The sequence below is a fragment of the Nocardia sp. NPDC004718 genome (genome assembly GCF_053601535.1).
In genome coordinates this window covers 352683-378275 of record NZ_JBSGCA010000001.1, presented here as the reverse complement: position 1 = coordinate 378275, position 25593 = coordinate 352683, and the positions used below count along the sequence as shown (strand labels likewise).

The 25593-nt window shown below is 69.8% G+C and carries 15 protein-coding genes; 6 read left to right on the top strand and 9 right to left on the bottom strand.

Annotated features, from left to right (window positions below; translation table 11 throughout):
- The first annotated feature begins 373 nt into the window (after window positions 1-373).
- Window positions 374-1651, top strand: a complete 1278-nt coding sequence (locus tag ACWEH3_RS01925; protein WP_450017750.1) for a YibE/F family protein — start codon at window positions 374-376, stop codon at window positions 1649-1651.
- A gap of 50 nt (window positions 1652-1701) precedes the next feature.
- On the opposite strand, the gene ACWEH3_RS01920 is transcribed toward ACWEH3_RS01925, so the two are convergent.
- Window positions 1702-3012 (bottom strand): Hsp70 family protein, encoded by a 1311-nt coding sequence (locus ACWEH3_RS01920; RefSeq protein ID WP_452358249.1) that lies wholly within the window; start codon window positions 3010-3012, stop codon window positions 1702-1704.
- Window positions 3013-3163: 151 nt separating this feature from the next.
- Window positions 3164-4486 carry a UDP-glucose dehydrogenase family protein gene (locus ACWEH3_RS01915; RefSeq protein ID WP_450017746.1) on the bottom strand — a complete coding sequence of 441 codons (1323 nt, stop codon included), beginning with the start codon at window positions 4484-4486 and terminating at the stop codon, window positions 3164-3166.
- 145 nt (window positions 4487-4631) lie between these two features.
- On the opposite strand from ACWEH3_RS01915, the gene ACWEH3_RS01910 reads away from it, so the two are divergent.
- The 3 genes from ACWEH3_RS01910 (at window position 4632) to ACWEH3_RS01900 (ending at window position 7694) form a co-directional block, all read left to right on the top strand.
- Window positions 4632-5168, top strand: a complete 537-nt coding sequence (locus ACWEH3_RS01910; protein ID WP_450017744.1) for a YdcF family protein — start codon at window positions 4632-4634, stop codon at window positions 5166-5168.
- A gap of 148 nt (window positions 5169-5316) precedes the next feature.
- Window positions 5317-6546 (top strand): acyl-CoA dehydrogenase family protein, encoded by a 1230-nt coding sequence (locus ACWEH3_RS01905; RefSeq protein ID WP_450017742.1) that lies wholly within the window; start codon window positions 5317-5319, stop codon window positions 6544-6546.
- On the top strand, window positions 6546-7694 hold the full coding sequence (locus tag ACWEH3_RS01900) for an acyl-CoA dehydrogenase family protein (RefSeq protein ID WP_450017740.1): 1149 nt from the start codon (window positions 6546-6548) through the stop codon (window positions 7692-7694). The genes ACWEH3_RS01905 and ACWEH3_RS01900 overlap by 1 nt, the downstream gene beginning before the upstream one ends.
- A gap of 161 nt (window positions 7695-7855) precedes the next feature.
- Here ACWEH3_RS01900 and ACWEH3_RS01895 read toward each other — a convergent pair whose 3' ends face one another.
- The gene (locus ACWEH3_RS01895; protein WP_450017738.1) at window positions 7856-10978 is read right to left on the bottom strand and encodes a (Fe-S)-binding protein; all 3123 of its coding nucleotides are present in this window, start codon (window positions 10976-10978) and stop codon (window positions 7856-7858) included.
- Window positions 10979-11438: 460 nt separating this feature from the next.
- On the opposite strand from ACWEH3_RS01895, the gene ACWEH3_RS01890 reads away from it, so the two are divergent.
- Window positions 11439-12155, top strand: a complete 717-nt coding sequence (locus tag ACWEH3_RS01890) for a hypothetical protein (protein WP_355071465.1) — start codon at window positions 11439-11441, stop codon at window positions 12153-12155.
- A 70-nt stretch (window positions 12156-12225) separates the two neighbouring features.
- On the opposite strand, the gene ACWEH3_RS01885 is transcribed toward ACWEH3_RS01890, so the two are convergent.
- The 6 genes from ACWEH3_RS01885 to ACWEH3_RS01860 all read right to left on the bottom strand — a co-directional run bounded on the left by ACWEH3_RS01885 (window position 12226) and on the right by ACWEH3_RS01860 (window position 21716).
- Window positions 12226-13113 (bottom strand): NRDE family protein, encoded by an 888-nt coding sequence (locus tag ACWEH3_RS01885; protein WP_450017736.1) that lies wholly within the window; start codon window positions 13111-13113, stop codon window positions 12226-12228.
- 135 nt (window positions 13114-13248) lie between these two features.
- The gene (locus tag ACWEH3_RS01880; protein WP_450017734.1) at window positions 13249-14574 is read right to left on the bottom strand and encodes a trypsin-like serine protease; all 1326 of its coding nucleotides are present in this window, start codon (window positions 14572-14574) and stop codon (window positions 13249-13251) included.
- Window positions 14575-14686: 112 nt separating this feature from the next.
- On the bottom strand, window positions 14687-16045 hold the full coding sequence (locus ACWEH3_RS01875) for a S1 family peptidase (protein ID WP_450017732.1): 1359 nt from the start codon (window positions 16043-16045) through the stop codon (window positions 14687-14689).
- Between the two features lie 163 nt (window positions 16046-16208).
- Window positions 16209-17318: a hypothetical protein gene (locus tag ACWEH3_RS01870; protein WP_450017730.1), complete on the bottom strand. Its 1110-nt coding sequence runs from the start codon at window positions 17316-17318 to the stop codon at window positions 16209-16211.
- A 47-nt stretch (window positions 17319-17365) separates the two neighbouring features.
- On the bottom strand, window positions 17366-19930 hold the full coding sequence (locus ACWEH3_RS01865; protein ID WP_450017728.1) for a LuxR C-terminal-related transcriptional regulator: 2565 nt from the start codon (window positions 19928-19930) through the stop codon (window positions 17366-17368).
- Window positions 19923-21716 (bottom strand): Hsp70 family protein, encoded by a 1794-nt coding sequence (locus tag ACWEH3_RS01860; protein WP_450017726.1) that lies wholly within the window; start codon window positions 21714-21716, stop codon window positions 19923-19925. The genes ACWEH3_RS01865 and ACWEH3_RS01860 overlap by 8 nt, the downstream gene beginning before the upstream one ends.
- A 298-nt stretch (window positions 21717-22014) precedes the next feature.
- Between ACWEH3_RS01860 and ACWEH3_RS01855 the strand changes: the two genes are divergently transcribed.
- Window positions 22015-25575: an IniB N-terminal domain-containing protein gene (locus ACWEH3_RS01855; protein ID WP_452358248.1), complete on the top strand. Its 3561-nt coding sequence runs from the start codon at window positions 22015-22017 to the stop codon at window positions 25573-25575.
- Window positions 25576-25593: the final 18 nt, after the last annotated feature.

The following is a 25593-nucleotide window of genomic DNA, read 5'->3' as shown; positions in this document are numbered from 1 at the left end:
GACAATATAAGCGCCCCGCTTCCGGCCTGGAAACAAACCCGATGTGCGGATACCCGCCGGATTTGGCGACTAGCTAGCGCAAAAGAAGTACTTTTGTGTACAGTGGTCCTCGGCACTCATAGTGCCCGGTCGGATTGCCTACCCCCCCTGGGCATATCCGGCCTCGGGTTAGGCCGCCTACCCCCCTGGGCCGCCTGCCCTGCGGGCGGCGGAGACATCCCCCTGCTCTCCGCCGCCCCCTCTAACTCCTTTTCTCTCGTGATCGGTTCGCATCGACCGTGTCTCCGCTGTATTCGGCAACCGCCGCGACGGTCTTGAAAATGAAATCCTTTAGGCTCGCTCCGGGCGCAAACACATCGGACAGAGGAGCGCGGTGAGCGACCATCACCATCACCACGATCATTCGGGACCGATCGCGATCGGCGCGACCGCGGCGCGCGTGGTCGTCGGGCTGCTCACCGCGATCGGGATCGTCGTCGTCATCGGCGCGATCGCGCTGTGGCCGAGCAAGCAGCACATCGATATCCCGCTGCCGATGCAGAACGCGGGCGGCGGCGCGGTGCAGACCGAGGCGGGCACCGTGGTGCTGCAGGACATCGGGCCGTGCGGCAGCTCGTCACTGGGCAAGGTCTTCGTCGACAAGCCCGAACCGCCGCGCAACAACGCCTACACCTGCCAGCGCAGCCTGATCTCGATCGAGTCCGGACCGCACAAGGGCAACCGCACGCTGCTGGAAATCGCGCCTGGCCCAGGCCAACCCGACCTGCATGCCGGTGACGAACTGCGGCTGGTCCGCCAGACCGATCCGAGCGGGACGCCGCTGTATTCGTTCGAGGACTACTCGCGCGGGCTGCCGCTCACGCTGATCGTGGTGGCTTTCGTCGTGGTCATCATCGCGGTGGCGCGCTGGCGTGGCGTCCGCGCGCTGCTGGGCCTGGTGTTCGCCTTCGCCGTCCTGGTGCTGTTCCTGCTGCCCGCCCTGCTGGACGGCAAACCGGCGATCCCGGTCGCCTTGGTCGCGGGCGCCCTGATCCTGTACGCGGTGCTGTATCTGGCGCACGGGGTGAACCTGCGCACCAGTTCGGCGCTGCTCGGCACGCTGACCTCGATGCTGCTCGCCGCCGCGTTGTCCTGGCTCACCATCGAGATGACCCATCTCACCGGGCTTTCCGAAGAACAGAACACGAACGTCGCGACCTACATCGAGCACGTCAGTATCACCGGATTGCTGCTGGCCGGATTCATCATCGGTTCGCTCGGTGTGCTCAACGACGTCACCATCACCCAGGCGTCGGCCGCGTTCGAGCTGGCCGCCATCGACCAGTCGGCCTCCCGGCGCGAGGTTTTCGCCGCCGCCATGCGCGTGGGGCGCGACCACATCGCCAGTACCGTCTACACGCTGGTGCTCGCCTACGCCGGTGGGGCGCTGCCGCTGTTGCTGCTGTTCAGCGTGGCGGGGCGGTCCATCCGCGACGTGCTGACCGGTGACGCCGTTGCCATCGAGATCGCGCGCTCGGCGGTCGGCGGTATCGCGCTGGCGCTCTCGGTGCCGTTGACAACCGGCATCGCGGTGCTGCTGGCCCGCCCGTTCACGACCAAGGAACCAACCCCCGCGCCGCGCCCGCGTCGCGCACGGCACGCGAGAGTCTGAACTTCCCCGTTTCCCGTCTCGTCAGGAGTTGTGCGACGCGGCCGCCCAGCTCAGCGTTGCGGCGGCGGCGGAGGGAAAGGGAAGACCTCCGGCGGGATCGTGGGAACCACGATCGGCGGAAGGCCCGGCACCACGATGGTGTTCGGGCCGGGTGTCGGCGGCGCCTCGCTGGTGGTCTGCCGCCGGTTCGGCGGTGGCGCGGCGAGCGATTCGTGCGCGGCCGATTCCGTGGTGCCCGGCGCGACCGCGATCTGCGGGTCCAAGCTGGTCGTGCGCGGTGTGGTGGTGGGCGACAGCGACGGTGATCCCTCGCTGGTGTGCGAATCCCGTTCCAGCACCTGCGGTCCGTAACCGAGGCCGAGCCCGATTGCGGCGACCACGGCCAGCGCGCTGACGGTCAGCACCGCACCGCTGATCTCACGTTTGCCGCGCTGGGTGGGAGCCGACAACCATGCGGGTGACAGCTCGTCGTCCAGCGTGCCGCCCGCCGTCGGCGTTTCCTTACGAACCGGTCTGGCCAGCAGCGCGGCGCCGCGAGCCATGACGGTCTCCGGGCTGTCCGGCACGATGACGGGCACGCCCATCCAGCGTTCGAGCACCTTGGCCACCAACGGGATCCGGGCGCAACCGCCGATGGCGAGCACGCCGTGCACCGGGCGGTCCGAGCGCACGATCACGTCGCGCGCCATGCGCGCCGACGACTCGATGGCCAGCATGATCAGCGATTCGAAGTTCTCCTGCGCGAGCAGCACCAAACCCTGCTCGCTCGGCAACGCCACCGCGGTGTTGGTGGTGAGCTGCTCTTTCGCCTCGCGGCACAACGCGTCCAGGGCGGCCAGGCCCGCCGCGTTCGGCGGGTGCGCGATCCGCCCCGAGGCGATCTGCTGCTCCCGGATCAACGAGTCGAGATAGTCGCCGCTGATGTCGCTGGTGCGCTCGCTGTGCCGGACCTCACGGGTCTGCGTGTCGACCACACTCACCGTCAGGCCCGAGCTGCCCAGGTCGTAGACGACCAGCGAGGAGATGCCCCGGATATCGCCGGTGGCCTGCGCGAACTCGAGTGCGGCCGCGATCTCGGGCACGAGTTCGTAATTGGTCAACTGCTGACGCGCCATGGCGGCGCGAATGGCGCGGGCGTGCTGCTCACTGCGGTAGGCGATGGCGGTGGCGCCGATACCCGGCGTGGCCTCCAGGGTGACTCCGATGGCCTCTGCCGCCAGCTGTTCCACGCTTTGGTCTACGACCGGAATGGTCTGCAGATCGAAGGAATGCGGGGAGACATGCCCGTGGGGGTTTCCGGCGTGTGGTCGCGCCATACGGACAGCGCCGGCCCCCACGGAAACTCCCAGTACCGAACTCATCAGCTGCCCATCTCGTTTCACACTTCACGACATGCGAGCCTGCGCCGTCCATCGGCGGAGACCCGCTGGACGGACCCTACCGTCGGCGATCAGCTGTGCTTAAGGCAGGACTGGTCATCTGTCTGGCAGTAGCCCGCCTCGCTCCGCAACTCTACGGTGTACCGAGTCCCGCGTACACCCATCCGGCTGCTCTCCAGGTGGCACGATTGAGACAGTTCCGGCCGTCGATGATCGAGCGGGCACGCACCACCCGGTCCAGGTCTTGCGGGCGCAGCGCGGTGAATTCGTCCCACTCGGTGAGCACGAGCACCACGTCGGCGCGTTCGCACGCCTCGGTGACCGAGGTCGCGTAGTTCAGGGTGGGGAACACCCGGCGCGAATTCTCCAGCGCCTTGGGATCGTAGACGGTCACCACGGCGCCGTGCAGCTGGATCATGCCCGCCACGTTCAACGCGGGCGAGTCACGGACGTCGTCGGATTCCGGTTTGAACGCCGCGCCGAGTACCGCCACGTTGGCTCCGAGCAGTGAGCCGCCACAGGCGCGGGCGGCCATGTCGACCACCTTGGTCCGGCGGCGCATATTGATGTTGTCCACCTCGCGCAGGAACGCGACGGCGTGGTCGGCGCCGAGTTCGCCGGAGCGGGCCATGAACGCGCGGATGTCCTTCGGCAGACATCCGCCGCCGAAACCCAGGCCGGCGTTGAGGAATCGACGGCCGATGCGCGCGTCGTAGCCGAGAGCGTCGGCCAGCATGGTCACGTCGGCGCCGGTCGCTTCGCATACCTCCGACACCGCGTTGATGAACGAGATCTTGGTCGCCAGAAAGGCGTTCGCCGAGACCTTCACCAATTCCGCTGTGGCCAGGTCGGTGAGCAGGAACGGGATCTCGGCGGCGATGAGGTCGGCGTAGATCTCGCGCACCAGGTCCTCGACCCACCCGGCGGCGGCGCGCTCCCGGTCGACTCCGAGGACCAGTCGGTCCGGCCGCAGGGTGTCTTTGACCGCGAAGCCTTCTCGGAGGAATTCCGGATTCCACGCCACCTCGACGTCGGTGGAGCTCAGCGCCCGAGCGCGGGCTCCCAGCGCGTCCGCCGTGCCGACCGGGACCGTCGACTTGCCGATGATCACCGAGGGACGTTCCAGCAGCGGGGCGAGCGTATCCACCACCGCGTGCACGTATTTCAAGTCGGCGGCGTACTCACCCTTCTTCTGCGGCGTGCCCACACCCAGGAAATGCACATCGGCGTGTGCGGCCGCCTCGGCGTAGGAGGTGGTGAACCGCAGTCGGCCCGCATCGAGGTTGCGACGTAGCACATCCTCCAGGCCCGGTTCGTAGAACGGCACCACTCCGTCGGACAGCTTCGCGACCTTGCCCGGGTCCACGTCCACTCCGATGACATCGTGCCCGAGTTCGGCCATGCACGCAGCGTGCGTGGCCCCGAGATACCCGGTTCCGAAGACTGTGCATCGCATGATCGATTGGTAAGCCCCGCCGATGGCCACGCCACGTCAGCGAGGCAAGGGTACGGGCAACAGCAGGTGTACATGCGGCGACAGCGCTGATCCGGACGCCGTGACCTGGCGTAATGCTCACGCGGCGCCCGGCTAGCATCGGCCTGTGCGACGTCGTCGGTTGGCCTGGACCGGGCTCTGTGCCGGTCTGGTGGTGGTGGTCGCCGCGGTGGCGCTGTGGCCGGTCTACGTGCGTCCGCGGATCGATCCGCCCGCGCGGGCGGACGCCGTTCTCGTGCTCGGCGGTGCGCACGACGGACGCGAACAGCTGGGCCTGCGCTTGGCGCGTGAGGGATTCGCGCCACGGGTGGTGTTCTCCAACCCCTATGAGAACAGCGCCATGCTGAACCGCATCTGTCACGGCGGCTACAGCTTCGAGGTGCTTTGCTTCGACCCGTCTCCCCGCACCACCCGCGGCGAGGGTCGCGAACTCGCCCGCCTCGCCCGGGCCCACAATTGGCACCGGGTCATCGTCGTCACCTTCACCCCCCACATCTCGCGAGCCCGCTATGTCTTGCAAAGGTGCTGGGACGGAGAACTCCTCTTCACCGACCCCGAACCAGCCCTCTCCATCCCCCGCTGGACCTACGACTACGTCTACCAATCGATGGGCTACCTGAAGGCCTTCGTCGAGGACTGCTGAAGCACTCGGAGTGCCGATCTCACCTGGTGAAAGATGTGCGGGCATATGACTTCAGTTTGACTCGGTGAAAGAGAAAGCCGTACATTCTGTCGCATGGTGGCGGGATGGTCGCCATGGAAGCAACGGCGCACACCCTCTGGGAGGGCAGATGGATTACGACTGGTCAGCGGAGGATCTGGCGTTTCGGGACGAGGTGCGCGGATTCCTCGACGCGAAGTTGACGCCGGAGTTGCGGCGAGCCGGGCGCCTGGCGACGAGCGTGTATCCCGACCACGAGGCGAGCATGGAATGGCAGCGCATCCTGCACGAGCGCGGCTGGGCTGCGCCCGCCTGGCCGGTGGAACACGGCGGATGCGACTGGAGCCTGACCCAGCACTACATCTTCCAGCGGGAATCGGCGCTGGCCGGCGCACCCGCGCTGTCGCCGATGGGCATCAGGATGGTGGCCCCGGCCATCATCGCGTTCGGCACCCCGGAACAGAAGGCGTTCTATCTGCCGCGCATCCTCACCGGCGAGGTGTTCTTCTGCCAGGGCTACTCCGAGCCGGAGGCCGGGTCGGACCTGGCCGCGCTGACCATGGCCGCCGTCGAGGACGGCGAGGACTTCGTATGCACCGGCAGCAAGATCTGGACCACCCACGCCACCGAGGCGAACTGGATCTTCTGCCTCGTGCGCACCTCGCGCACGGGTAAGAAACAACAGGGCATCACGTTCCTGCTGATCGACATGACCGCGCCGGGCATCGAGATCCGGCCGCTGGTGATGACCTCGGGCGAGCAGGTGCAGAACCAGGTCTTCTTCGACAACGTGCGAGTGCCGAAGACCAATGTGCTCGGCCGGATCGATGACGGCTGGACCGTCGCGAAGTACCTGCTGGTGCACGAGCGAGGCGGAGCGGCCGCGCCGTGGCTGCAGGTCATGGCCCAGGACATCGCCGCCGAAGCGGCGCGGCAACCCGGCCCGGACGGCAACCCGCTGATCGACGACCGCGCGTTCGCGGCGAAGCTGGCGGACTTGCGGATCCGCACCGAGGTGCTCGAAATCCTGGAATACCGCACGATTTCCGCGATGGCGCAGGGGAAGAACCCGGGCCCGGCGTCCTCCATCCTGAAGATCCTCGGCACCGAACTCAGCCAGAAGCTCACCGAGCTGGCGCTGGAGGCCGCGGGCCCGCGCGGTCGCGTCTACCAGCCGCACGCCACCAAGCCGGGTGGCCCGATCGCCCAGTTCACGCCGCCCGCCGACGGCTACCACAGCGGCGCGGACTGGCAGGCCGTCGCGCCGCTGAAGTACTTCAACGACCGAGCGGGCTCGATCTACGCGGGCAGCAACGAGATTCAGCGAAACATCCTCGCCAAAGCAGCATTGGGACTCTGATGGACTTCACGCTTACCGACGAGCAGGAAATGCTCCGCTCCGCGATCGCCGGATATCTCGGCGCCCGCTACGACCTGGAGAAGAGCCGCGCGGCGGCGAAATCGGAGACGGGCTGGCAGCCCGCGATCTGGCGCGGTTTCGCCGACGAACTGGGCATTCTCGGCGCGACCTTGCCCGAGCGGGTCGACGGCACCGGCGGCGGCCCCGTCGAACTCATGGTGATCGCCGAGGAACTCGGCCGTGCACTGGTGGTCGAGCCGTTTGTGGACACGGTCGTGCTCGGCGCCGGTCTGCTCGGGCGTTCCGGTGGCGAGCAGGCCGACGCCGTGCTGCGCCGGATCGTGTCCGGTGACGCGCGCATCGCGTTCGCCGCGCTGGAACCGTCATCGGGACACGCTTTGCACGACGTGTCGACCACCGCCCGCCGCGACGGCGACGCCTGGGTGCTCGACGGCGCGAAGACCGTGGTGACCAGCGCACCGCTGGCCACCGACCTGGTGATCACCGCGCGCACTTCCGGCGAGCGGCGCGACAAGGCCGGCATCTCGCTGTTCCGGCTCGAATTCGACGCGAGCGCTCCGCCCGCCGGAGTCGAGGTGCACGCCTACCGCACCATCGACGACCGGACCGCCGCCGATCTCGTGTTCACCGGCTTGCGTCTGCCCTCCGACGCGCTGCTCGGCACGGAGTCCGACGGCTGGACCGTCATCGAGCCGACCATCGCGGAAGCGACCGCGGCGATCTGTGCCGAGGCGGTCGGCTGCATGCGCAAAGTGCTCGCCGACACCATCGACTACGCCAAGCAGCGCGAGCAGTTCGGCCAGCCGATCGGCAGCTTCCAGGTGCTGCAACATCGCATGGTCGACATGTACATCGAACTCGAGCAGGCCATCGCGGCGGTCCACCTGGCCGTCCATTCCCTGCGCGCCTCCGCCGACGACCGGGCCCGCGCCGTCTCGGCGGCGAAGGTCACCGTCGCCAGGGCGGCGCGGTTCATCGGGCAGAACGCCGTGCAACTGCACGGCGCGATGGGCATGACCGAAGAGCTGGCCATCGGCCACTACTTCAAGCGGCTCACCGTGATCGAGCACGAATTCGGCTCCACCGACGAACATCTCGCTCGTTACGCGGCACTGACCAGGCCGTAGTTCGAGTCTCCGGCCGGGGCCCGCAACGCCCCGGACCGGTCGGGCGGGTTCTGGGCCGTTTGCACCGCTGTGGCTTGCTCCTAGCGTCTACCTGCCCCTGATATGAATCGGCCGGGTCCGTTCGCGGACCCGGCCGATGTCGCTATGGAGTTGTCGTGGGCTCAGCTCTTGCGGCCCGGCGCTTTCGCACCGGCCTTGAAGCCGAGACCGCCGGGCTTGGCGCTGGGCGGCGCGACTTCGGGTGCGCCGTTGCCGCTCGCGCCGTTGGTCTGCTCCGGTTCGGCAGCGGGTTCGGGCCTTGCCGCAGGGGCTTCCGCGGCGGGGGCCTGCTCCACCGGAGCGGGCTCGGTGGGAGCCGCATCCTTCGCGGCCGGTGCCGGGGTTGCCTTGCCGGGGGCCTTGGGGCCGGGCCGCTTGAAGCCCGACTTCATGGCCAGACCCTTGGCGGGCACCGTGGGCTTGGTCTCGGTCGGCGCGGCTGCGGTCGTGGCTTCGGCCGGTTCCGTAGCCGTCTCGGCGGGCGCTGCCCCGGCTGCCGGGGCCTTTGCGCCGGGAGCCTTGGCCGCGCCCTTCATGGCCAGACCACCACCGGGCGCCTTCGCGCCGCCCTTCATGCCCAATCCCTTGACCGGCTCGGCCGCGGGGGCTTCGGTCGCGGGAGCCTCGGCCGGGGCTTCGGCGGCGGGCGCCGCGGCGGCCTTGGCACCGGGTGCCTTGGCTCCGCCCTTCATCCCCAGACCACCGGGCGCCTTCGCGGGGCCCTTCATGGCCAGACCTTTGACCGGAGCGGCAGGCGCCGACGTGGCCTCGGTCTCCGCCGTTTCCGCGGCGGGGGCCTTGGCGCCGGGCGCCTTGGCCGCGCCCTTCATGCCGAGTCCGCCACCGGGCGCCTTGGCCGGGCCTTTCATGGCCAGACCGCCGCCACCGGGCGCCTTGGCCGGGCCCTTCATGGCCAGACCGCCACCGGTCGGCGCGGCCTTGGCGGGAGCTTCGGCGGCCGGGGCGGGTTCGGGCTCCGGCTCCGGTTCGGGCTCCACCTCGGGCGCCTTAGGCTCCTGGATGACGGTCAGGTTCTCGGTCAGCGTCGCGGGCTCGACGCGCTCGATGGCGTCCAGCATCAGCTGGGCGACGTCCACCACCTCGACGCCTTCGCCCTCACCCTTCTCCTGGCGCGCGGTGACGCCGTCGGTGAGCATCACGCGGCAGAACGGGCAGCCGGTCGCGATCTTCGCGGGCGAGGTGGTCAGCGCCTCGTCCACGCGGTCGATGTTGACGCGCTTGCCGAGCTGCTCCTCCATCCACATCCGTGCGCCACCGGCGCCACAGCACATGGATCTCTCGCCGTGCCGGGGCATCTCGACCAGGTTGGAGCCGGACGCGGCCATCAGCTCACGCGGCGCGTTGTAGATCTTGTTGTGCCGACCCAGGTAGCAAGGGTCGTGGTAGGTGACGTTCTGCGACACCGAGGCCACCGGGACCAGCTGCTTCTGCCGCACCAGGCGGTTGAGCAGCTGAGTGTGGTGCACGACCTCGTAGTTGCCGCCGACCTGCGGGTATTCGTTGTTCAGCGCGTTGAAGCAGTGCGCACAGGTGACGACGATCTTCTTCTTGCGATCCTCGACGCCATCGAACACCGAGTTCAGCAACTCGATGTTCTGCTGGGCCAGCTGCTGGAACAGGAACTCGTTACCCGCGCGGCGCGCGGAGTCGCCGGTGCAGGTCTCCTCCGCGCCGAGCACCATGAATTTCACGCCCGCGGTGGCCAGCAGTTCGGCGACCGCCTTGGTGGTCTTCTTGGCGCGGTCCTCGTAGGCGCCCGCGCAGCCGACCCAGAACAGGTACTCGTAGCCGTCGAAGCTGTCGGCGTCCCGGCCGAAGACCGGGATCTGGAAATCGAGCTCGTTGATCCAGTTGAGCCGGTCCTTGGCGTTCTGGCCCCAGGGGTTGCCCTTGTTCTCCAGGTTCTTGAACAGGCCCGCGAGCTCGGACGGGAACTCCGACTCGATCAGCACCTGGTAGCGGCGCATGTCGATGATGTGGTCGACGTGCTCGATATCCACCGGGCACTGCTCCACGCACGCGCCGCAGGTGGTGCAGCTCCACAGCACCTCGGGATCGATGATGCCGCCCACGTCCGCGCCGCCGACCAGCGGCAGCTCGGCCTCGGCCTTGGCGGCCTCGGAGATCTTGGCGAGCTTCGCTTCGTCCGGGTTGCCCTCGGCGTCGACCAGGCCGACCTCGTCGCCACCCATGTCCTTGCGGCCACCGGCCAGCAGGTAGGGGGCCTTGGCGTACCCGTGGTCGCGCAGCGACATGATCAGCAGCTTCGGCGACAGCGGCTTACCGGTGTTCCAGGCGGGGCACTGCGACTGGCAGCGACCGCATTCGGTGCAGGTGGTGAAGTCCAGCCAGCCCTTCCAGGAGAAGTCCTCGATCCGGCCCGCACCGAAGGTGTCGGTGTCGGGGTCGGCGGTCTCCATGTCGACCGGCTTGCCCTTCGACATCATCGGCTTGGCCGCGCCCAGCGCGACGCCGCCGTCGTCCTCACGCTTGAAGTAGATGTTGAAGAACGCCGAGAACCGGTGCCAGGCCACGCCCCAGGTGACGTTGCGGCCGACGTAGTAGAGGAACGCCATACCGGACATCAGCTTCACGAAAGCGAACAGCGCCACCATCGTGGTGTTCGCGGGCAGCAGCTTCGCCACCTGCATGGTGAAGAAGTCGGTGGCCGGATCGGAGTGGCCGTAGGCGGCGATCTTGCCCGCCTTCACGAAGATCATGCCGAGGCCCTCGAGCAGCACGATCGCCTCGATGACGTAGGCCGGGCCGAACTTGGAACCGCTGAACCGGGAAAGGCGCTCCGGCAGACGCGGGTGGTTGAGCTGCCGCAGAATGATCAGCGTGAGGATGCCGACCACGGTGCCGATGCCCAGGATCTCGTCCCACAGGTGGTAGATCGCCAGGTTGCCGATGATCGGCCAGTGGAACGCCGGGTCGAACGTCTGCCCGTACGCCTCGAACCACAGCATGGCTCCGCCGATGAAGCCGATCATCACCAGCCAGTGCGCCCAGCCGACGGTGCGGAATTTGTTCATCCGCGTATGCGCGATGAACTCCACGAGCATCTGCTTGAAGCGCGGAAAGAAGGGCCGCCAACGGTCCGGCGCGGGCTGTCCGATCATGATGGCGCGCGCGATATTGCGGACGCCGCCGATGAACGACGCCCAACACAGGAGGCTGAGCGCCGCCCCAATCGTGCCCAGCGTCACTGTCAGGGCATTCATGTGCGACCTTTCTTTAGAGGCACCACGAGCGCGGCTGGTTCTGCTACCGCCTCGGTTGGCTCGTATCCTAACCGGCAGCAAGTTACCCGCCAGTAACAACCATGTCCATCGTACGATCGGGCTTTTGGGCTATAGCCCCATATGCTGGGGCTTGACCCTCTATTTACCTGTGATGAATGTCACAGTAAATTGCCCGGATCGCGCTGGCGAGTGGTCGACCACCACCGTAAACGGCGAACCATTCCGTCCAGTCGGTAAGGATTGGCTTAGTCCCCATGCCTGATAAGGGATCTCGCTTAAAACGCGGCGTTCTATTAGGCTCACGACGTTCTGATTGCCACGACCGTCTTCACACCGCTCGGGGAGGATCCGGAGCCGACCACCCGGATTTGCTGTACAGAGCTCTCGCGTGCTGAAGACCAGCGGTAACGCACGACCTGATGATGGATTGGAAACTGAATTGAAACTCCGCAGAACCACCGCGGCGGCCGCGATGGTCATCGGTGCGATGACCATCGGACTGGGGACCGCCCATGCCGAGCCGGCCGCTGCTACGCCCGACCCGATCCGGTACTCGGTCAAGCTGGTGGAGAAGACCGTCGTGACGACGCTCAAGGGGGGAACATTCGAGCTGGCCAAGTCGTCCGAGGACGTCAAGGAAGACGACGTCTACCGGATCAAGGATTCGCAGGGCAACGCGGTCCTCACACTGCCGATCGCCTTCAAGGTCGCCGACACCGTCGTCCCGGTGAAGCCGATCGTGAAGGAAGACAACACGGTGCTCGAGCTGACGCCTGAGCAGGGTGTCACCGTGCCCAAGGACAAGCCGGCCAACGCGGTCAACGTCGTGGCGCAGCCGATCGCCTCGCCGATCGAGAACCAGCGCGCGCAGAACGAGTTCGCCAGCCAGTTCGGCATCGCGACCGCCGTCGGCGGCTTCCTCGGCACCGCCGTCGGCGTCATCGGCGGTGCGGTGATCGGCTGCATCCTCGGCCTGCCGTTCCTCGGCGTCGGCTGCATCCCGGCCGCGATCGCGGGCGCGGGCATCGGCGGCATCCTCGGCACCGTGGCGGTCGGCGGTCCGATGCTCGCTGTCGCGGGTATCGACCTGATCAACACGCTCCAGGCGCCGGAAGGCACCACCAAGTGGGCGGACAAGCCGAGCGAACCGAAGTAATTCCTCGGTCTCACCCGCTCGTCGGATTCTCGGCGGCCCGCTCTCCTTCGGAGGGCGGGCCGCCGGTCGTTTACCCGGTCAGATCCAGCAGGCCGCGGACGACGTTCTCGCCGAGTTCCTCGCCCAGCGTGCCGAACGAGCGCTCCACCATTTCGAACATCCCGTCCTCGCGGACGACCAGCACCGTGCTCGCTCTGGTGCCGTGCACGGTGTGCGCGACGAACCTGGCCGACAATGCCCGCTCCATTTCGTACGGGACGCCGGTGCGCGGCAACTCGTCGTCAGCGGCTTCGGTGCGGTCGGCAAGCACTTCGAAGTAACGGTCCACCGCACCGGGCTCGGTGCGCACGACCTCGCGCAGTCCGGTCACACCCGCCCGGATCTTGGGCCAGATGGGCTGTGGAGCGATCAGATCGGTTTCCTCCAGGCTCGGACCAGCCGACGTGACGAACGTGCCGTTGGAGAGCCCGTGGAAGCCCGCGGCGAGTTCGCGCGGTTCCGCGGCGCTGCGATTGGAGTGCCACCAGAGCGTGCGCAGGTCGGAGACCACCAGGTTGTAGCCGTTGTAGTCGTCGGGTCCGGCGGCGACGTCGAGCACGTACTTCTCCGGCCCGGGGAACTCGCCCGCCGGACCACGGTCGGACGCGCCGCGCAGGAAGTCCATCAGCAGCGCGCCACGGGAACGGGCATCGAGACGTTGATCGGCGGGATTTCGCACGTTCGTGACGGCCGCGAAGCGATTGTCGGCGTGCGGATGGGTGCTCAGGCCGAGCCAGGTGCCGGGCGGTTCGCCCTCGCCCCGGCCGATCGCCCCGGTGTCGCGTCCGGCGAGCAGACCGGGCGCTTCCGGCCACCAACGCATGGACTCGGTCGGCCTGGTATAGAACTCGTCCCGGTTGGCGGCCACGATCAACCGGTATTCCGGGTGCGCGCGCCAGCCGATCAACACCAAACACATGCGGTCCAGGATGCCGGACCGCTACCGCATGCCATGCGGCGTTTCCCCCTGCGGGCCGCGTAAGGGCAGTGGAAAGCCCTTAGACGGCGAAAGGCCGACAGCTCGACGCTGCCGGCCTTTCGCGGGTTCCCGCGGTCAGTTGGTGCGGACGCGCAGTCCCGGGTTGTCGGAGAGCACCACGTGCACCGGCTGCGCGAACAGCTGCGGCACATTACCGGTGAGCGCGCCGATCAGGTTCGGGATCTCGCAGATCGGGTAGTCGGCCACCGACGACGCGCTGGAGATGCCGAGCGCCAACCGGCCGGTCACGATCGGGCCGCCGCTGTCGCCGGGCAGCGCGCAGATGTTGGCCGAGAAGCTCTGGGTGAGCTCCCGGGCGCCGACCTGCACGGTCTGGTCGACGGCGTTGACCACGCCGCAGCTGAAGCCGGTGCGCGCACCGGACTTGCACACCGGAGCGCCGACCACCGGGGTCGCCACGCCTTCGACCGGAATCGGAGCCGCGCCGGGCGCACGAACGCCGTTGTTGGCGAAGCGGTCCTTGGCCTGGTCGTTGATCCGGATGATCGAGTAGTCCTGCTCGCCGAGCACCGACTTCTGGAAGACGCCGAGCTGCGCGCCGAGGCGGTCGCCGTTGATGTCGTAGACGCCCGCGGCATTGCCGCTGCCCGCGGACGGGATGTCCGGGTTGCAGTGGCCCGCGGTGATGTTCACCGTGTTGCCGTTGCGGTCGGTGCCGTTGAAGCCGAGCGAGCAGCGCAGCGAGCTGCGTCCGGCGACCGAGGCGTAGCCGTCGCCGCCCGCGAGCGCGCCGCGCGCGTCGCCCGCGATGTCACCGGCCTGCAAAGTGCCCTGCTCGCCCGCCACCGGCGGGGCCATCACGATGACGCGCGCCGGGTCGATGAAGTTCGGCATCGGCAGACCAACCTGGTCCACGCGGACCGCGATCGCGTTGTTCACGGTGTCCACCACCGCGCCGCGCACCAGCGACCGCACCGACTCCGGCTGACCCTCGAGCCAGCGCTCGAACGCGCTCTTCTCGCCACGCAGGGCCGCTTCGCTCTTGGCGACGTTGCGGACCTCGAAACCGGCCGACTCCGCGGCCTTCTTCGCCTCGTCGGCGCCGGGGCCCTGCGCCAGCGCCACGACCGCCTTGCCCGCGTCATCCAGCCAGGAGCCGCCGAACACGGCCGGGTACTGCCGCTGGGCGGTGGTGGCGAACGCGGCCACCTGCTGCGCCAGCTCCGCGCGGTGCAGGTACTCGTCGGGCGAGATCTTCAGATCGCGGGTCACCGCGGCGACCAGCTCGGCGGGCAGACCGGGAGCATGATCGGGTTGAGCCGTCGCTACTGCCGCCGTGGGCCCGAACAGCAGTATCGCCGCCGAGGCGGCGATCACTGTCTTTCGGATTACGGTCTGTCGCGCAGTCGATCGGGGAGGTCCTATACGTGGCAGGAGCATGAGCAGACTATATGGGGTTTGACGCGGGATGCCTACTCATCTTGTGGTTCCCGACTCCCTCATAGCCCTCCGACCGGGAATATGCCGATCGCCACACCACGCGGGTGCGCGCTCAGCTCGCGTTCGGCCGGGTGCGCACGCTGATTCCGCTGCCGACTCCGCCGCCGGAGGAGGCGTCGATGTCGGCCAGGATCGCCCGGATCGGGATGCCCAGGGATGCGGTGCCGCCGTACTGCGCGAGCGCGATGTTGGCCTCGTTGCAGTTCGGCGCGTCCGCGGCGTTGGAGCCACTGGTGATGCCCAGCGCCAGCGTGCCGGACACGATCGCGCCGCCGCTGTCGCCGCCGAGCGTGCAGGCCGAGCTGGCGAAGCCGCGCACGGTCTTGCTCTCTCCCTCGGCGGTGTAGAGCTGGGTCTCCACCCGGTCGGCGACGACGAAGCCGCAGGTGAACGTGGACGACTGACCGGACTTGCAGACCGGGGCGCCGGTGATCGGGTCGGCGGTGCCGGTGATCGCCAGCGTGGTGCCGTTGGCGCCGCGCACCGAGGGCTGGTCCATGCCCGCCCGCACCGCGCGCTCGTTCAGCTTGATCACCGAGTAGTCCAGCGCGGACTGTCCGCCCAGCGACGCGCGCACGAAGGTGCCCAGTTCGGGGCTGGCCGGGATGTCCCGGACGTTCGGCAGGTAGACGCCCGCCTCCTGATTGCCCTTGCCCAGGTTCGGATCACAGTGGCCCGCACTGATGTTCAGCGCGTTGCCGGAGGCGTCGACGCTGTTGAACCCGAACGAGCACACGTCAACGGCGCGCAGCGACGAGTCCTGGAGCGAACCGGGTGCACTGATGTAGGTGTCGCCGCCCATCGGCCTGCGCTCGACCGGGCCGCCGCTGTTCGGCGACAGGATGACCTTGATGTTGGCCAGGAGCGTCGGCAGGTTGAGCATGTGACCCGCGGGCGTGTTGGCGACGCTGAGAATCAGCTGACTGTTCAGGAAGTCGATGGCCACGGAGTTGATCGCCTGCGAGATCTCGCGCGGCAGGCCGGTGATCCACTGGTTGAGCTGCACCAGCGAGCCTTCCAGGCTGTCCGCCGACACGGGGGCCAGCCGGGTCTGGTATCCGTCGGCCGCGGCGATCTTGGCGGCGTCCAGCGAGGTGACCGCCATGACGGGCTTGCCGTCGGCGCCGATCCAAGCGCCCGCGTAGGAATCCGGCCGCTCCGAACGGAATCCGCGCGCGTAGTCGCGCAGTCGCTGGGCGCGCGCGGCGCGGTCCAGGTATTCCGTCGGGGTCATCTTCAGATCCCGCGCGATGGCCTGCACGAGTTCCGGAGGGAGATTGTCCGCGGCCAGCTGCGCCGGTGCTTCGGGTACCGCCGAGGCGGTGGTCGTGCCGAACAAGGGAGCCAGGAGAACGGTCGATGCGATGGCGACAGCTTTGACCGCGGCGCGACGCGCCACCAACTTGCGCATGAAGTCCCTTCGTCGGCACGCACGTGCCAGCTAAATCCGTGGCCACGGGCAGAAACCGTTGGCACACAGTCTTCGTCCAGCAACCGACCGGTGTGTGGAAAATCATCCGACAACCCGGTCAGCGCAACACTCTAAGCCACAAACCCGGGAAGGACGCTACTAATCACCGACTACCCGGTATTCCCATTCCGGGGATGGTCGGAATCTGCGGCAGCTGCTGACCGAACGGATTGGTCGTGGGCGTGGTGGTCCGCGTCGTCGAAGTCCGAGTGGGGGTGGTGGTCGGCGTGGTGGTGGGTGGCGTCGTTGTCGTCGGTTCCGGCGTCGTTGTGGTCGGTTCCGGCGTCGTGGTCTCGGTCACCACCGGTGGCTCGGGCGCCTCGGTGGTCGTGGTCGCCGTGGTGGTCACAACCGGCGGCGCGGCCGGGAGCACCGATGTCGGCTCGGACTTGGCGTCGGGCAGCGGCGGCACCGGCGTCTCGCTGCCGTCGCGCAGCAGCATGGCCACCACGATGCCGCCGAGCACCAGGCCGATCGCCGCGCCGCCCGCGATCAGCAGCGGCGTGCGTTTCGGTCGCCGCGCTGGAACCGCGGGCTGCGGCTGCTGCTCGACCTGCTTCGTTTCGGTGGCCACGACCGGCTCGGCGATCGGGATGGCCGCCGAGTACGCCTGCGGCTGCGCGTCGGCGGCGGGCACGGCGGGGATGACGATGGTGTCCACCGTCGAGTTCTCCGCGGTGGACGGGTCCGGCGGGGTGGCCCCTGCCGGAGTGGCGAGCACCGCCGCCAGCGCCCCTCTGGCCGCGTCGTGAGCGAACGATCTTCCGTCGGCTCCGGTTTGGGCGCTGGGCAATTCACCCTCGCTGACCAGCAGCACCGAGCGGAGACCGAGATAGTCCAGCGCGTCACGCAGCGAACGCACCTGCTCGGCGGGCCAGTCCGCCGGATGCGTCGCGTAGAACTCGGCCGCTCCGCTGAGATGTTCGGCGGCCAGGTTGATCAGGCAGAACAGGGCGGTCGCGACGAGGTCTTCGGCGCGGTACGCCTCACCGTCGTCGACGGGGATACCCGCCGGGTTGCCGACGGCGGCCACGAAGCCGCTGATCGAGTGGGACTCCTCCGTGGGCGGGGGACCGCCCAGTTCGGCGTCACCGTCCTCGGACATGTGCAGTACCGACTCGCGGACGATGTACTCCGGCTGCTCGTCACCGTCGGTGACGATGACCGCCGTGCACTCGTCGTCGGCGACGCGCAGGCCAACCCCAGTGGCCATCCTCACCTACCTCGCTTCGGCGTTCCCGCTGACGGAACCGCACCCGGTCACACCAGAAGCGAACCGTGTCCCATGGCGCGGAGCATCGACAATAACTCCGAACGGGAACGGGCACCGACCCGGCGTCGGATGCGCGCGACGTGGTGCTCGACCGTCTTCGCCGAAATGTACAGGCGCGCACCGATCTCGCGATAGGTGAGCCCGAGCAGAACCAGCTCGGCCACTTCGCGTTCCCGTTCGCTGAGAATCGCGGCCTGCGGTGGCACGGGCGGCGGGGTGTCGCCGTTGTGCGCGGCGGGGGCTGCCTGCCGAGCCTGCGGCTCCTGCGGACGGGCGTCGGCGCGAACCGTGCGGGCCAGTTTGAGCAGCGCGGTGGCCGTCGCCGAGTCGGGCGCCGCGAGCGCCGCCTCGCTGGCCAGCCGGGCGCCGTCCCAGGTCATGCCGATTTCGGTGAGGGCGGCGACCGCCGCGTGGACCGGCGCGCTCACCACCTGGCCGCGCAGCACCAGCACCCAGGTACGGCCCGCGTCGGCGAGTACGGCGGCGTGCCGGTCACCAGCCTCGGCCGCGGCCTTCAACGCGCGCGCGTGGGGCAGCAGCTCCTCGGGGCTCTCGTGGGCGATCGCGGCCTGCACGCCGTACCAGTGGAAGGCGTTGGACCACGCGGGCGGCTCGTCCAAGCGGCGCAGCAGCGCCAGCGCGGCGTCCACCAGGGGCGCGATCCGGCGTTCGTCGCGCATCCGGATGGCGGCCAGCCATAGTTCGCCGATCGGCAGCAGCGCGAGCAGGTCGGTCTGCACGTCGTCGAAGAGCGGATACGCCGCCTGCCACGCACGGGCCAGCGCGGTGTGGTCGCCGCTGCGCCGGGCGAGACCGACCGCGACGCCGTGCGCGAGCAGGCGGTCGCGGACGTCGAGCCGATCGTGGTCGAGCGCGGCCACGGTGGCCGCGGCGGCGCGCTCGTCGCCGCCGAGCATCGCCGTCCAAGCCGCGAGCACGTCGAGTTGATGGCAGCGCAGGCCGCTCGCCGTGGCTCGCCGCAACGCGTCCTGGGCGCGGCGGGGCTCGCCGGTGCCGAGCGAGAGCAGCGTGGCGATGGAGGCCGCCGTGCAAGGCAGGAAGCGGTCCATGCCCGCGTCCGCGTGGGCGGCCTGGACCAGCGCCGATACCGCCGCGGCGGTGTTGTTGCCCGGTTCGATGGTGTCCGCGAGCGCGGTCGCGATCAGCCGCGCGTGCGCGCCCGCTTCGGTAGGCGGCCACTTCGTCGCCGAGGAGGACATCTCCCGCGCGCCGGCCACGTCGCCCGCCAGGCACAGCACCGTGGCGCCGACGGCCCAGTCCGGGCCGACCCGGTGCCCCCCGAGCCAGGTGTACAACTGCGCCGCGCGACCGACCAGGCCACGGCGGGTGAGCACCGCCGCGCAGATCCGCACCGCCGTAGCGAGTTCCGCGCCCGTGCTGCCCGACCGCGCCAGCATCGGCTCGGCCAGGCGCATGGCGGTCTCGCCGTCGCCGGTCCTGGCGGCCGCCTCGGCCCAGCGCAGCGCGATCAGATCCAGTTCCGCACCAGCGGCCGCCGCCGCGGCGTAATAGCGAACCGCGTCGCGGCCGGCTTGCTCGGCGGCGTCGACGAGGAAGGAGGCCAGCCGCGGATCGCGGACGCCGGACTCGGCCAATTGCAGCGCGGTGCGGTCGCGCAGCAGGCCCGCCTCCAGCCGGGCGCCGAGCAACCGGCGCTCGACCGCGACGAACCTGCGGTCGCCGAGCAGCGTGCGCAGTGGGGCAACGGCGGGTTCCAGCAGCAGGTCGGCGTCGGTCACCAGGGCGCTGGCCCTGGCTCGGTCGATGAGATCCTGCGCGACGGCCTGCTCCACGCCGAGCACCTCGGTGAGCTCGCTGGAATCCAGGCCGGTGCCCGTCGTGGCCACCACCAGGGTCTCCAGCAGGTCGGGCGCGAGGTTGTCCAGCAACCCGCGCGCCCACGCGGCGACGGCCGTGTCGACGGCGGTGATGCCCGCGTCCAGACGCGCCGAGCAGGCGGCTGTGAGCGCGGCCACCACGCCGCCGCGAATACCCGCGGTCTGCACATGAATGTGCTGCGCGACCTGACGCGGCACCATCATGCCCAGTTCCCGGGCGAACGGCGCCATGTCCGCGACGCCGAGCGGGCGCAGGTCGACCACGCGGCCACGCCGGGCGACGGCGTCGGCGAGCATCCGCAGCCGCGGGTCGTGCGGGCGCGGCTGCGCGGCGATCACCATCGTTCGATGTCCGGATTCCACTGCGGCGCAGAGATATTCGAGATCGAGTCGGCCCAGCGTGTGGGCATTGTCGATGATCAGCGCGGGGCGGGCTATGTCGGTCGTCACGCCCGCGGTGCTCGTCGTGTGGTGCGCGCCGTTGCGCGCATGCGCGTGCTGGAGCGCGGCGATGTCGTCCTGCAACGGGACGCCGCGGGCGCGCAGACGAGCCCGGATCTCCGCGAGCAGCGTCGACTTGCCGGTCTGGGACCGGCCGCGGATCAGGTAGACCACAGGTTGGTCGTCCGCGGAATCCAGATCGCGGAAGATGTCGCGGGCGCAGGGGAGGGTGTCGAAGGCGGTATCAGCCACCGGAGCCTCCCAGGATCTCTCCGGGAGCGCGCAGCACCGTGCCGAGGGGGTCGCCCAGCCCGCCGGTCGGCAGGCTCGGGGCGGTCGGCGGTGTGGGCCGGGGCTGTTGCTGGGTCGGCGCGGGTGGGTTGGTCGGCGCCGGTGCGGGCGCGGGGGCGGGGGCGGGAGACGGCTGTTGGGATTGCGGCTGCGGCGCGGGTTGCTGCGCTGGGGAGTCCACGGCGGGCGCGGGGGCAGGTTGATCGGGATTCTGTTCGCTCTTCGCCACGGCCGCGGTGGTGCCCTGAGCCGCGGACGAAGGCGAACCGGCCTGCGGCGCCTCGTTCCTTGCCCGCGGTCGGCCGGTGGCGCTCGCCGAGTCCGTGGCGGCGACACCGGAAGGTGCGGATTCCGTGCCCATCTGCGCGCCCGTCGTCGCGGCGACCTGGACGGCGCCGGTGCCGGACTGCTCGGTCGAGGCGGGGCTGTCCTGGCCGGACTGGATGCTGGTGCCGATGGCGAGCGTGCCGGTCGCCAGCAGGCCGATGGCGGCCGCGATACCGGCTACCACCGCGATGCGCTGCCTGCTGATCAGTGCGCGCCTGCGCGCGGGCGGCTCCTCGGGCAGCGCCGCCAGTCCCGCCGAGGGCAGCGCTCGGGGCTGCGGCACGGTCTCGTCCTCGACCACCGGAGCGACCATGGGGAGTTGGTCGGTCTCGGCGGCGAGCAGATCGGCGGCCAGCAGCGCCGCGCCGCGTGCCGTGGTGTGCTCGGGATCCGGGGCCGCCACGACGGGTAATCCGAACTCGGAGGAGACGAGTTCGGCGACCAGCGGTATGGCGCCTCCACCTCCGGTGAGCAGGACGCGGCCGACGTCGCCGATATCGAGCCCGGCCCGGTGCACCGCGTCGCGGATCAGGTCCATCGCACTCAGCAGCGGTCCGCGCAGCAGGTCTTCCAGTTCACCGCGCACCAGTCGCACGGTGCTGCCGTGCGGATCCGCGGGGTCCACGCGCACCGGAACAACGGTCGCGGTATTTATGGAAAGCTCTTCTTTCGCTTTCCTGCAGTGCTCGCGCAATGCCGATAATCCGCGTTCCACCATTGGATCGAACGGATCGAAATCCGCGGCGAGCACCGCATTAGCCAGGACATAGCGCATGGTCAGCAGATCGAATTCCGCGCCGGCGACGTCGGTGCTGCGCAACGGCGTGCCGAGCAGGCTGGCGTGCTCGCCGGTACGGACCACCGAGACGGTCGAGCCGGTCGCGCCGAGATCGAAGACGATCACCGCGCCGTCGTCGGCCCTGCCGTGCGCGGCGTCGAGCCAGCGGATCGCGGCGGTGGGCTCCGGCACCAGCGTCACTTCGCCGAGCCCGGCCCGCTCGAGGGCGTCGCGCTGGATGTCGACGGTGTGCCGCGACCACCAAGCCGGGTGGCAGGCGACCGTCGCCTGAACGGCGCTCGGGCCGCTCTCGGCGGCGATCTCGTCGACCAGGCAGCCGATCGAGGTCGCCACCAGGTCGGGGGCGGAGTAGGACGAGCCGTCCTCGGCGAGGATGCCGACCGGGTCGCCGACCCTGGCGAGGAAGCCCTCCAGCAGAACGTCGCTGAAATGGCGGCCGGTGGAGCCGGCGCCCGCGCCGAGCGTGGGCGCCATGTCCGGCGACAGCCGCAGCACGCTCGGATGCGAGCGTAGGTAGCCGCCGCCGGACCGGCCGAGGCCGTCGTCGCCATCCTCCGTTGCCGCCACGGCGACCGAATTCGACGCTCCGACAGTGATGCCGAGCGCCAGGCGCTGTGTCATTCGAGAACCCCGTTCGAGAAGCTGTCTGTTCCGGTGTCGCTGCTGCATGTCCGAGATCGTGCGCTGGGCGTTGTAGTTGCCGACGCAACCGTTCTGTCGGTTGCTGGCCATCCGCCGTTACTTCGTTAGGGGGACGTTTAGGGAAATTCCCCTAATTTCGCTCGCACCCCTATCCGGCGGCCCCGGCCGGTCGTAGGGGTTCGCCCCGTTTCGGCGTAACGCGATGCGCTCCTAGCGTGATTTGCATTCCAACGACTGCGGATCAGCGAGGTCCGCCGGGACTCAGGAGAAGATTCTCATGACACCCAACGCGATTCTGGAGTTCATCCTCGGTCTGCTGCGGAACCAAGAGGCCGCGGTCGCCTACTGCGCCAACCCGACCCAGGCGCTGGCCGCCGCCGGCCTGAGCGCGGTGACGCCGGAGGACATCGCCCTCTGCGCCCCGATGGTCGCCGAGTCGGCTCTGGTCACCGGCGGTTCCCAGTTGCAGTCCATCGTGGCCGCGGGCGCGCAGACCGGCACGGCCGCCGCGATCGGTGCGGCGAGCACCGTGGGCGCGGCGGCGGTGGCGGATGCCGGAGTCGATCTCGGCACCGATCTCGGCGTGGATCTGGGTGCCGGTGCGGGTGGCGGTCTCGACGTCGACCTCGGTGTCGGTACGGGCGTGGACGTGGGCGCCGGACTGAACACCGCGATCGAAACCGGCCTGGAGATCGGCGCAGGTCTGGGCGCGGGGCTGGCGGCGGGCCTCGACACCGTGGTGAACGCGGGCGCCGACCTGTCCGCCGCCGTGGGCGGCCTGCTCGGCGCGGGCGCTCAGGTGATCAGCGGTATCGGCGCGGGCCTCGACCTGAAGGCCGACGCCCAAGGGCTGGGCGACATCGCCGCCGGACTGGAGACCGGCCTCTCCACCGGCATCGACGCGGGCGCCGGTCTCGGCGCGGGCCTGGAAGGCGCGGCGGACGCGGCGGTGGGCTTGGGGGCCGGGCTGGAAGGCGCGGTGAACGGGGCAGCGGGCCTGGGTGCCGGGCTCGGCGCGGGGCTGCAAGGCGCGGTGGACGCCGCAGCCGGTCTGACCACGGGCCTGGACGCCGCTTTGGGCGCGGGTGCGCAGGCAGGCGCTGGCCTCGGCGGTGTGATCGACGCGACGACCGGTTTGACGACCGGGCTCGGCGCGGGCCTGGAAACCGCCATCGGTGGCGCGGCGGACATCACGACGGGTGTCGGCGCCGGTTTGGAAGGCGCGGTGCAGGGTGCCACGGACATCTCCGCGGGGTTGAACGCGGGCCTGGAAGGTGGTCTGGGCGCGGCGACGGATGTGACCTCGGGCCTGGGTGCCGGTCTCGGGGGTGCTGTCGACGCGACGACCGGCCTCGGCGCGGGTCTGGACAGCGCGGTCGGTGGTGCGGTGGACCTCACCACCGGTGTGGGCGCGGGCCTGGAGGGCGCCGTTGATGCGACGACCGGTCTCGGTGCGGGCGTGGGGGGAGCTGTCGACGCGGCGGGTGGCTTGGCCACGGGTGTGGATGCGGCGCTGGGTGCTGGCGCACAGGCGGGTGCAGGTCTGGGCGCCGGGCTGAACGGTGCTGTCGATGCGACGACCGGTCTCGGCGCGGGCTTGGGTGGTGTGGCTGATGCCGGCACGGGTGCGGCGACCGATCTGACCGCAGGCCTCGAGAGCGCGATCGGCGGGGTGGCGGATCTCGGTACCGGCGTGGGTACAGGCCTCGAAGGGGCCGTCGATACGACGACTGGTCTTGGTGCGGGCATTGGGGGTGCGGTCGATGCCACGACGGGGCTCGGTACGGGTCTGGAGGGCGCTGCGGGTGCCGCAACGGATCTCAATGCGAGTCTCGGGGGCGCTCTCGACGCGACGACCGGCTTCGGCGCGAACCTCGGAGGCGCTGTGGATGGTTCCGCTGGCGCTGCTACGGACTTGACCGCGGGCGTCGGTGCGGGTCTCGGCGGCGCTGTTGATGCGACGACCGGCTTGGGTGCGAGCCTGGGAGGTGCTGTGGATGGTTCCGTTGGTGCCGCTACGGATTCGGCCGCTGGTGTCGGTGCGGGTCTGGAGGGTGCTGCGGGTGCCGTCACGGGGCTTGGTGCGGGTCTGAACGGTGCTGTCGATGCGACGACCGGTCTGGGCGCGAATCTTGGAGGCGCTGTGGATGGTTCCGCTGACGCCGCGACGGGTCTTGGTGCGGGTCTGAACGGTGCAGTTGATGCGACGACCGGTCTGGGTGCGAGCCTGGGAGGTGCTGTGGATGGTTCCGTTGGTGCGGCTACGGATTCGGCCGCTGGTGTCGGTGCGGGTCTGGAGGCTGCTGCGGGTGCCGTCACGGGGCTTGGTGCGGGTCTGAACGGTGCTGTCGATGCGACGACCGGTCTGGGTGCGAATCTCGGGGGCGCCGCGGGTGCGGGTCTGGAGGGTGCGTTGAACGGGGCCGGTGGGGTCACCACCGGTTTGGACGCGGCTCTCGGCAGCGGTGCGCAGGCGGGTGCCGGTCTCGGCGCCGGGGCGTCCGCCGGACTGCACGGGGCGGCCGACGCGGGTGCGCAGCTCGGGTCGGGTCTGGAGACCGGGCTCGGTGGAGCGCTCGATGCCACCGGGCAGGCGACGACCGGCCTCACCGGCGGAATCGACACCGCCGTACAGGGTTCCGGCAACCTGGCCGCCGGACTCGGAAGCAACTTCTCCTCTGCCATCGGTGGTGCCGGAAACCTCGGAACGCAGGCGACGGCGGGCCTGGAGACCGGACTCGCTACGGGTCTCGGCGCGGCCGTGAACACCGGAGCGGAGCTCGGCGGCGGACTCGACAGCTCGCTGCACACCGGCGGGCAGGCCGGTACGGGCCTCGGGACCGGTCTGGGCGGGGCGCTCGACGCCGGAGTCCACGGGGCGAGCGGCCTGGAGACAGGCTTGTCCACCGGCCTCGGTGGGGCCTTGTCCACCGGCGTGGGCGGTGGGGCACACGCCGGTACCGGCCTTGGAGCCGGGCTGACCGGTGCCATCGACGGCGGTGCGCAGGCAGGTGCGGGGCTGGGTTCGGGGCTTTCGGCTGGGCTCGATGCGGGAACTCACGCGGGTGCCGGACTCGCTTCGGGTTTGTCGGCCGGACTGGGTACGGCCGCTGAAGCCGGTGCGGGACTCGGCTCCGGACTTTCCACCGGAATCGAGGGTGCGGCTGGTTCGGGCTTGGAGACCGGCTTGTCGACCGGTCTCGGCGCTGCGGGCAGCGCGGGCGCGGGTCTGTCGAGTGGTCTGGAAGGCGCGTCCAGCGCGGGAGCGCATCTCGGTTCGAGTCTGGACAGCGGTATCGGCGTCGGTTCGCACGCGGCCTCCGGTCTCTCCACGGGGATCGAGGGTGCGGCTGGTTCGGGCTTGGAGACCGGCTTGTCGACCGGTCTCGGCGCTGCGGGCAGCGCGGGCGCGGGTCTGTCGAGTGGTCTGAAAGGCGCGTCCAGCGCGGGAGCGCATCTCGGTTCGAGTCTGGACAGCGGTATCGGCGTCGGTTCGCACGCGGCCTCCGGCCTGTCCTCGGGTCTCGACGCAACGGGCGGCCTCAGCGGTGCGGCGCACTCGACCGTGGGCGGCGCGGCGGACGCGGGCGCCGGACTGGCGGGCTCGGCAGGCGGCGCGGCGCACGGTGCCGTCGACACGGGCGCCGGTCTCGGCGGCAGCGTCGGCTCGACCGCGCACACCTGGTCCTCGCTGGACGTGTCGAGCGCCTTCGGTTCGGGCTTGGACAGCACCGCGGGCGGCCATACCGACGCGGGCCTGTTCGGCGACACCCACGCGGGCACCGAGTTGAGCGGTTCGGCGGGCGCCGAGCTGGGTGGCGATACATTCCTGCACTGACAGTTGCCCGGTAATACG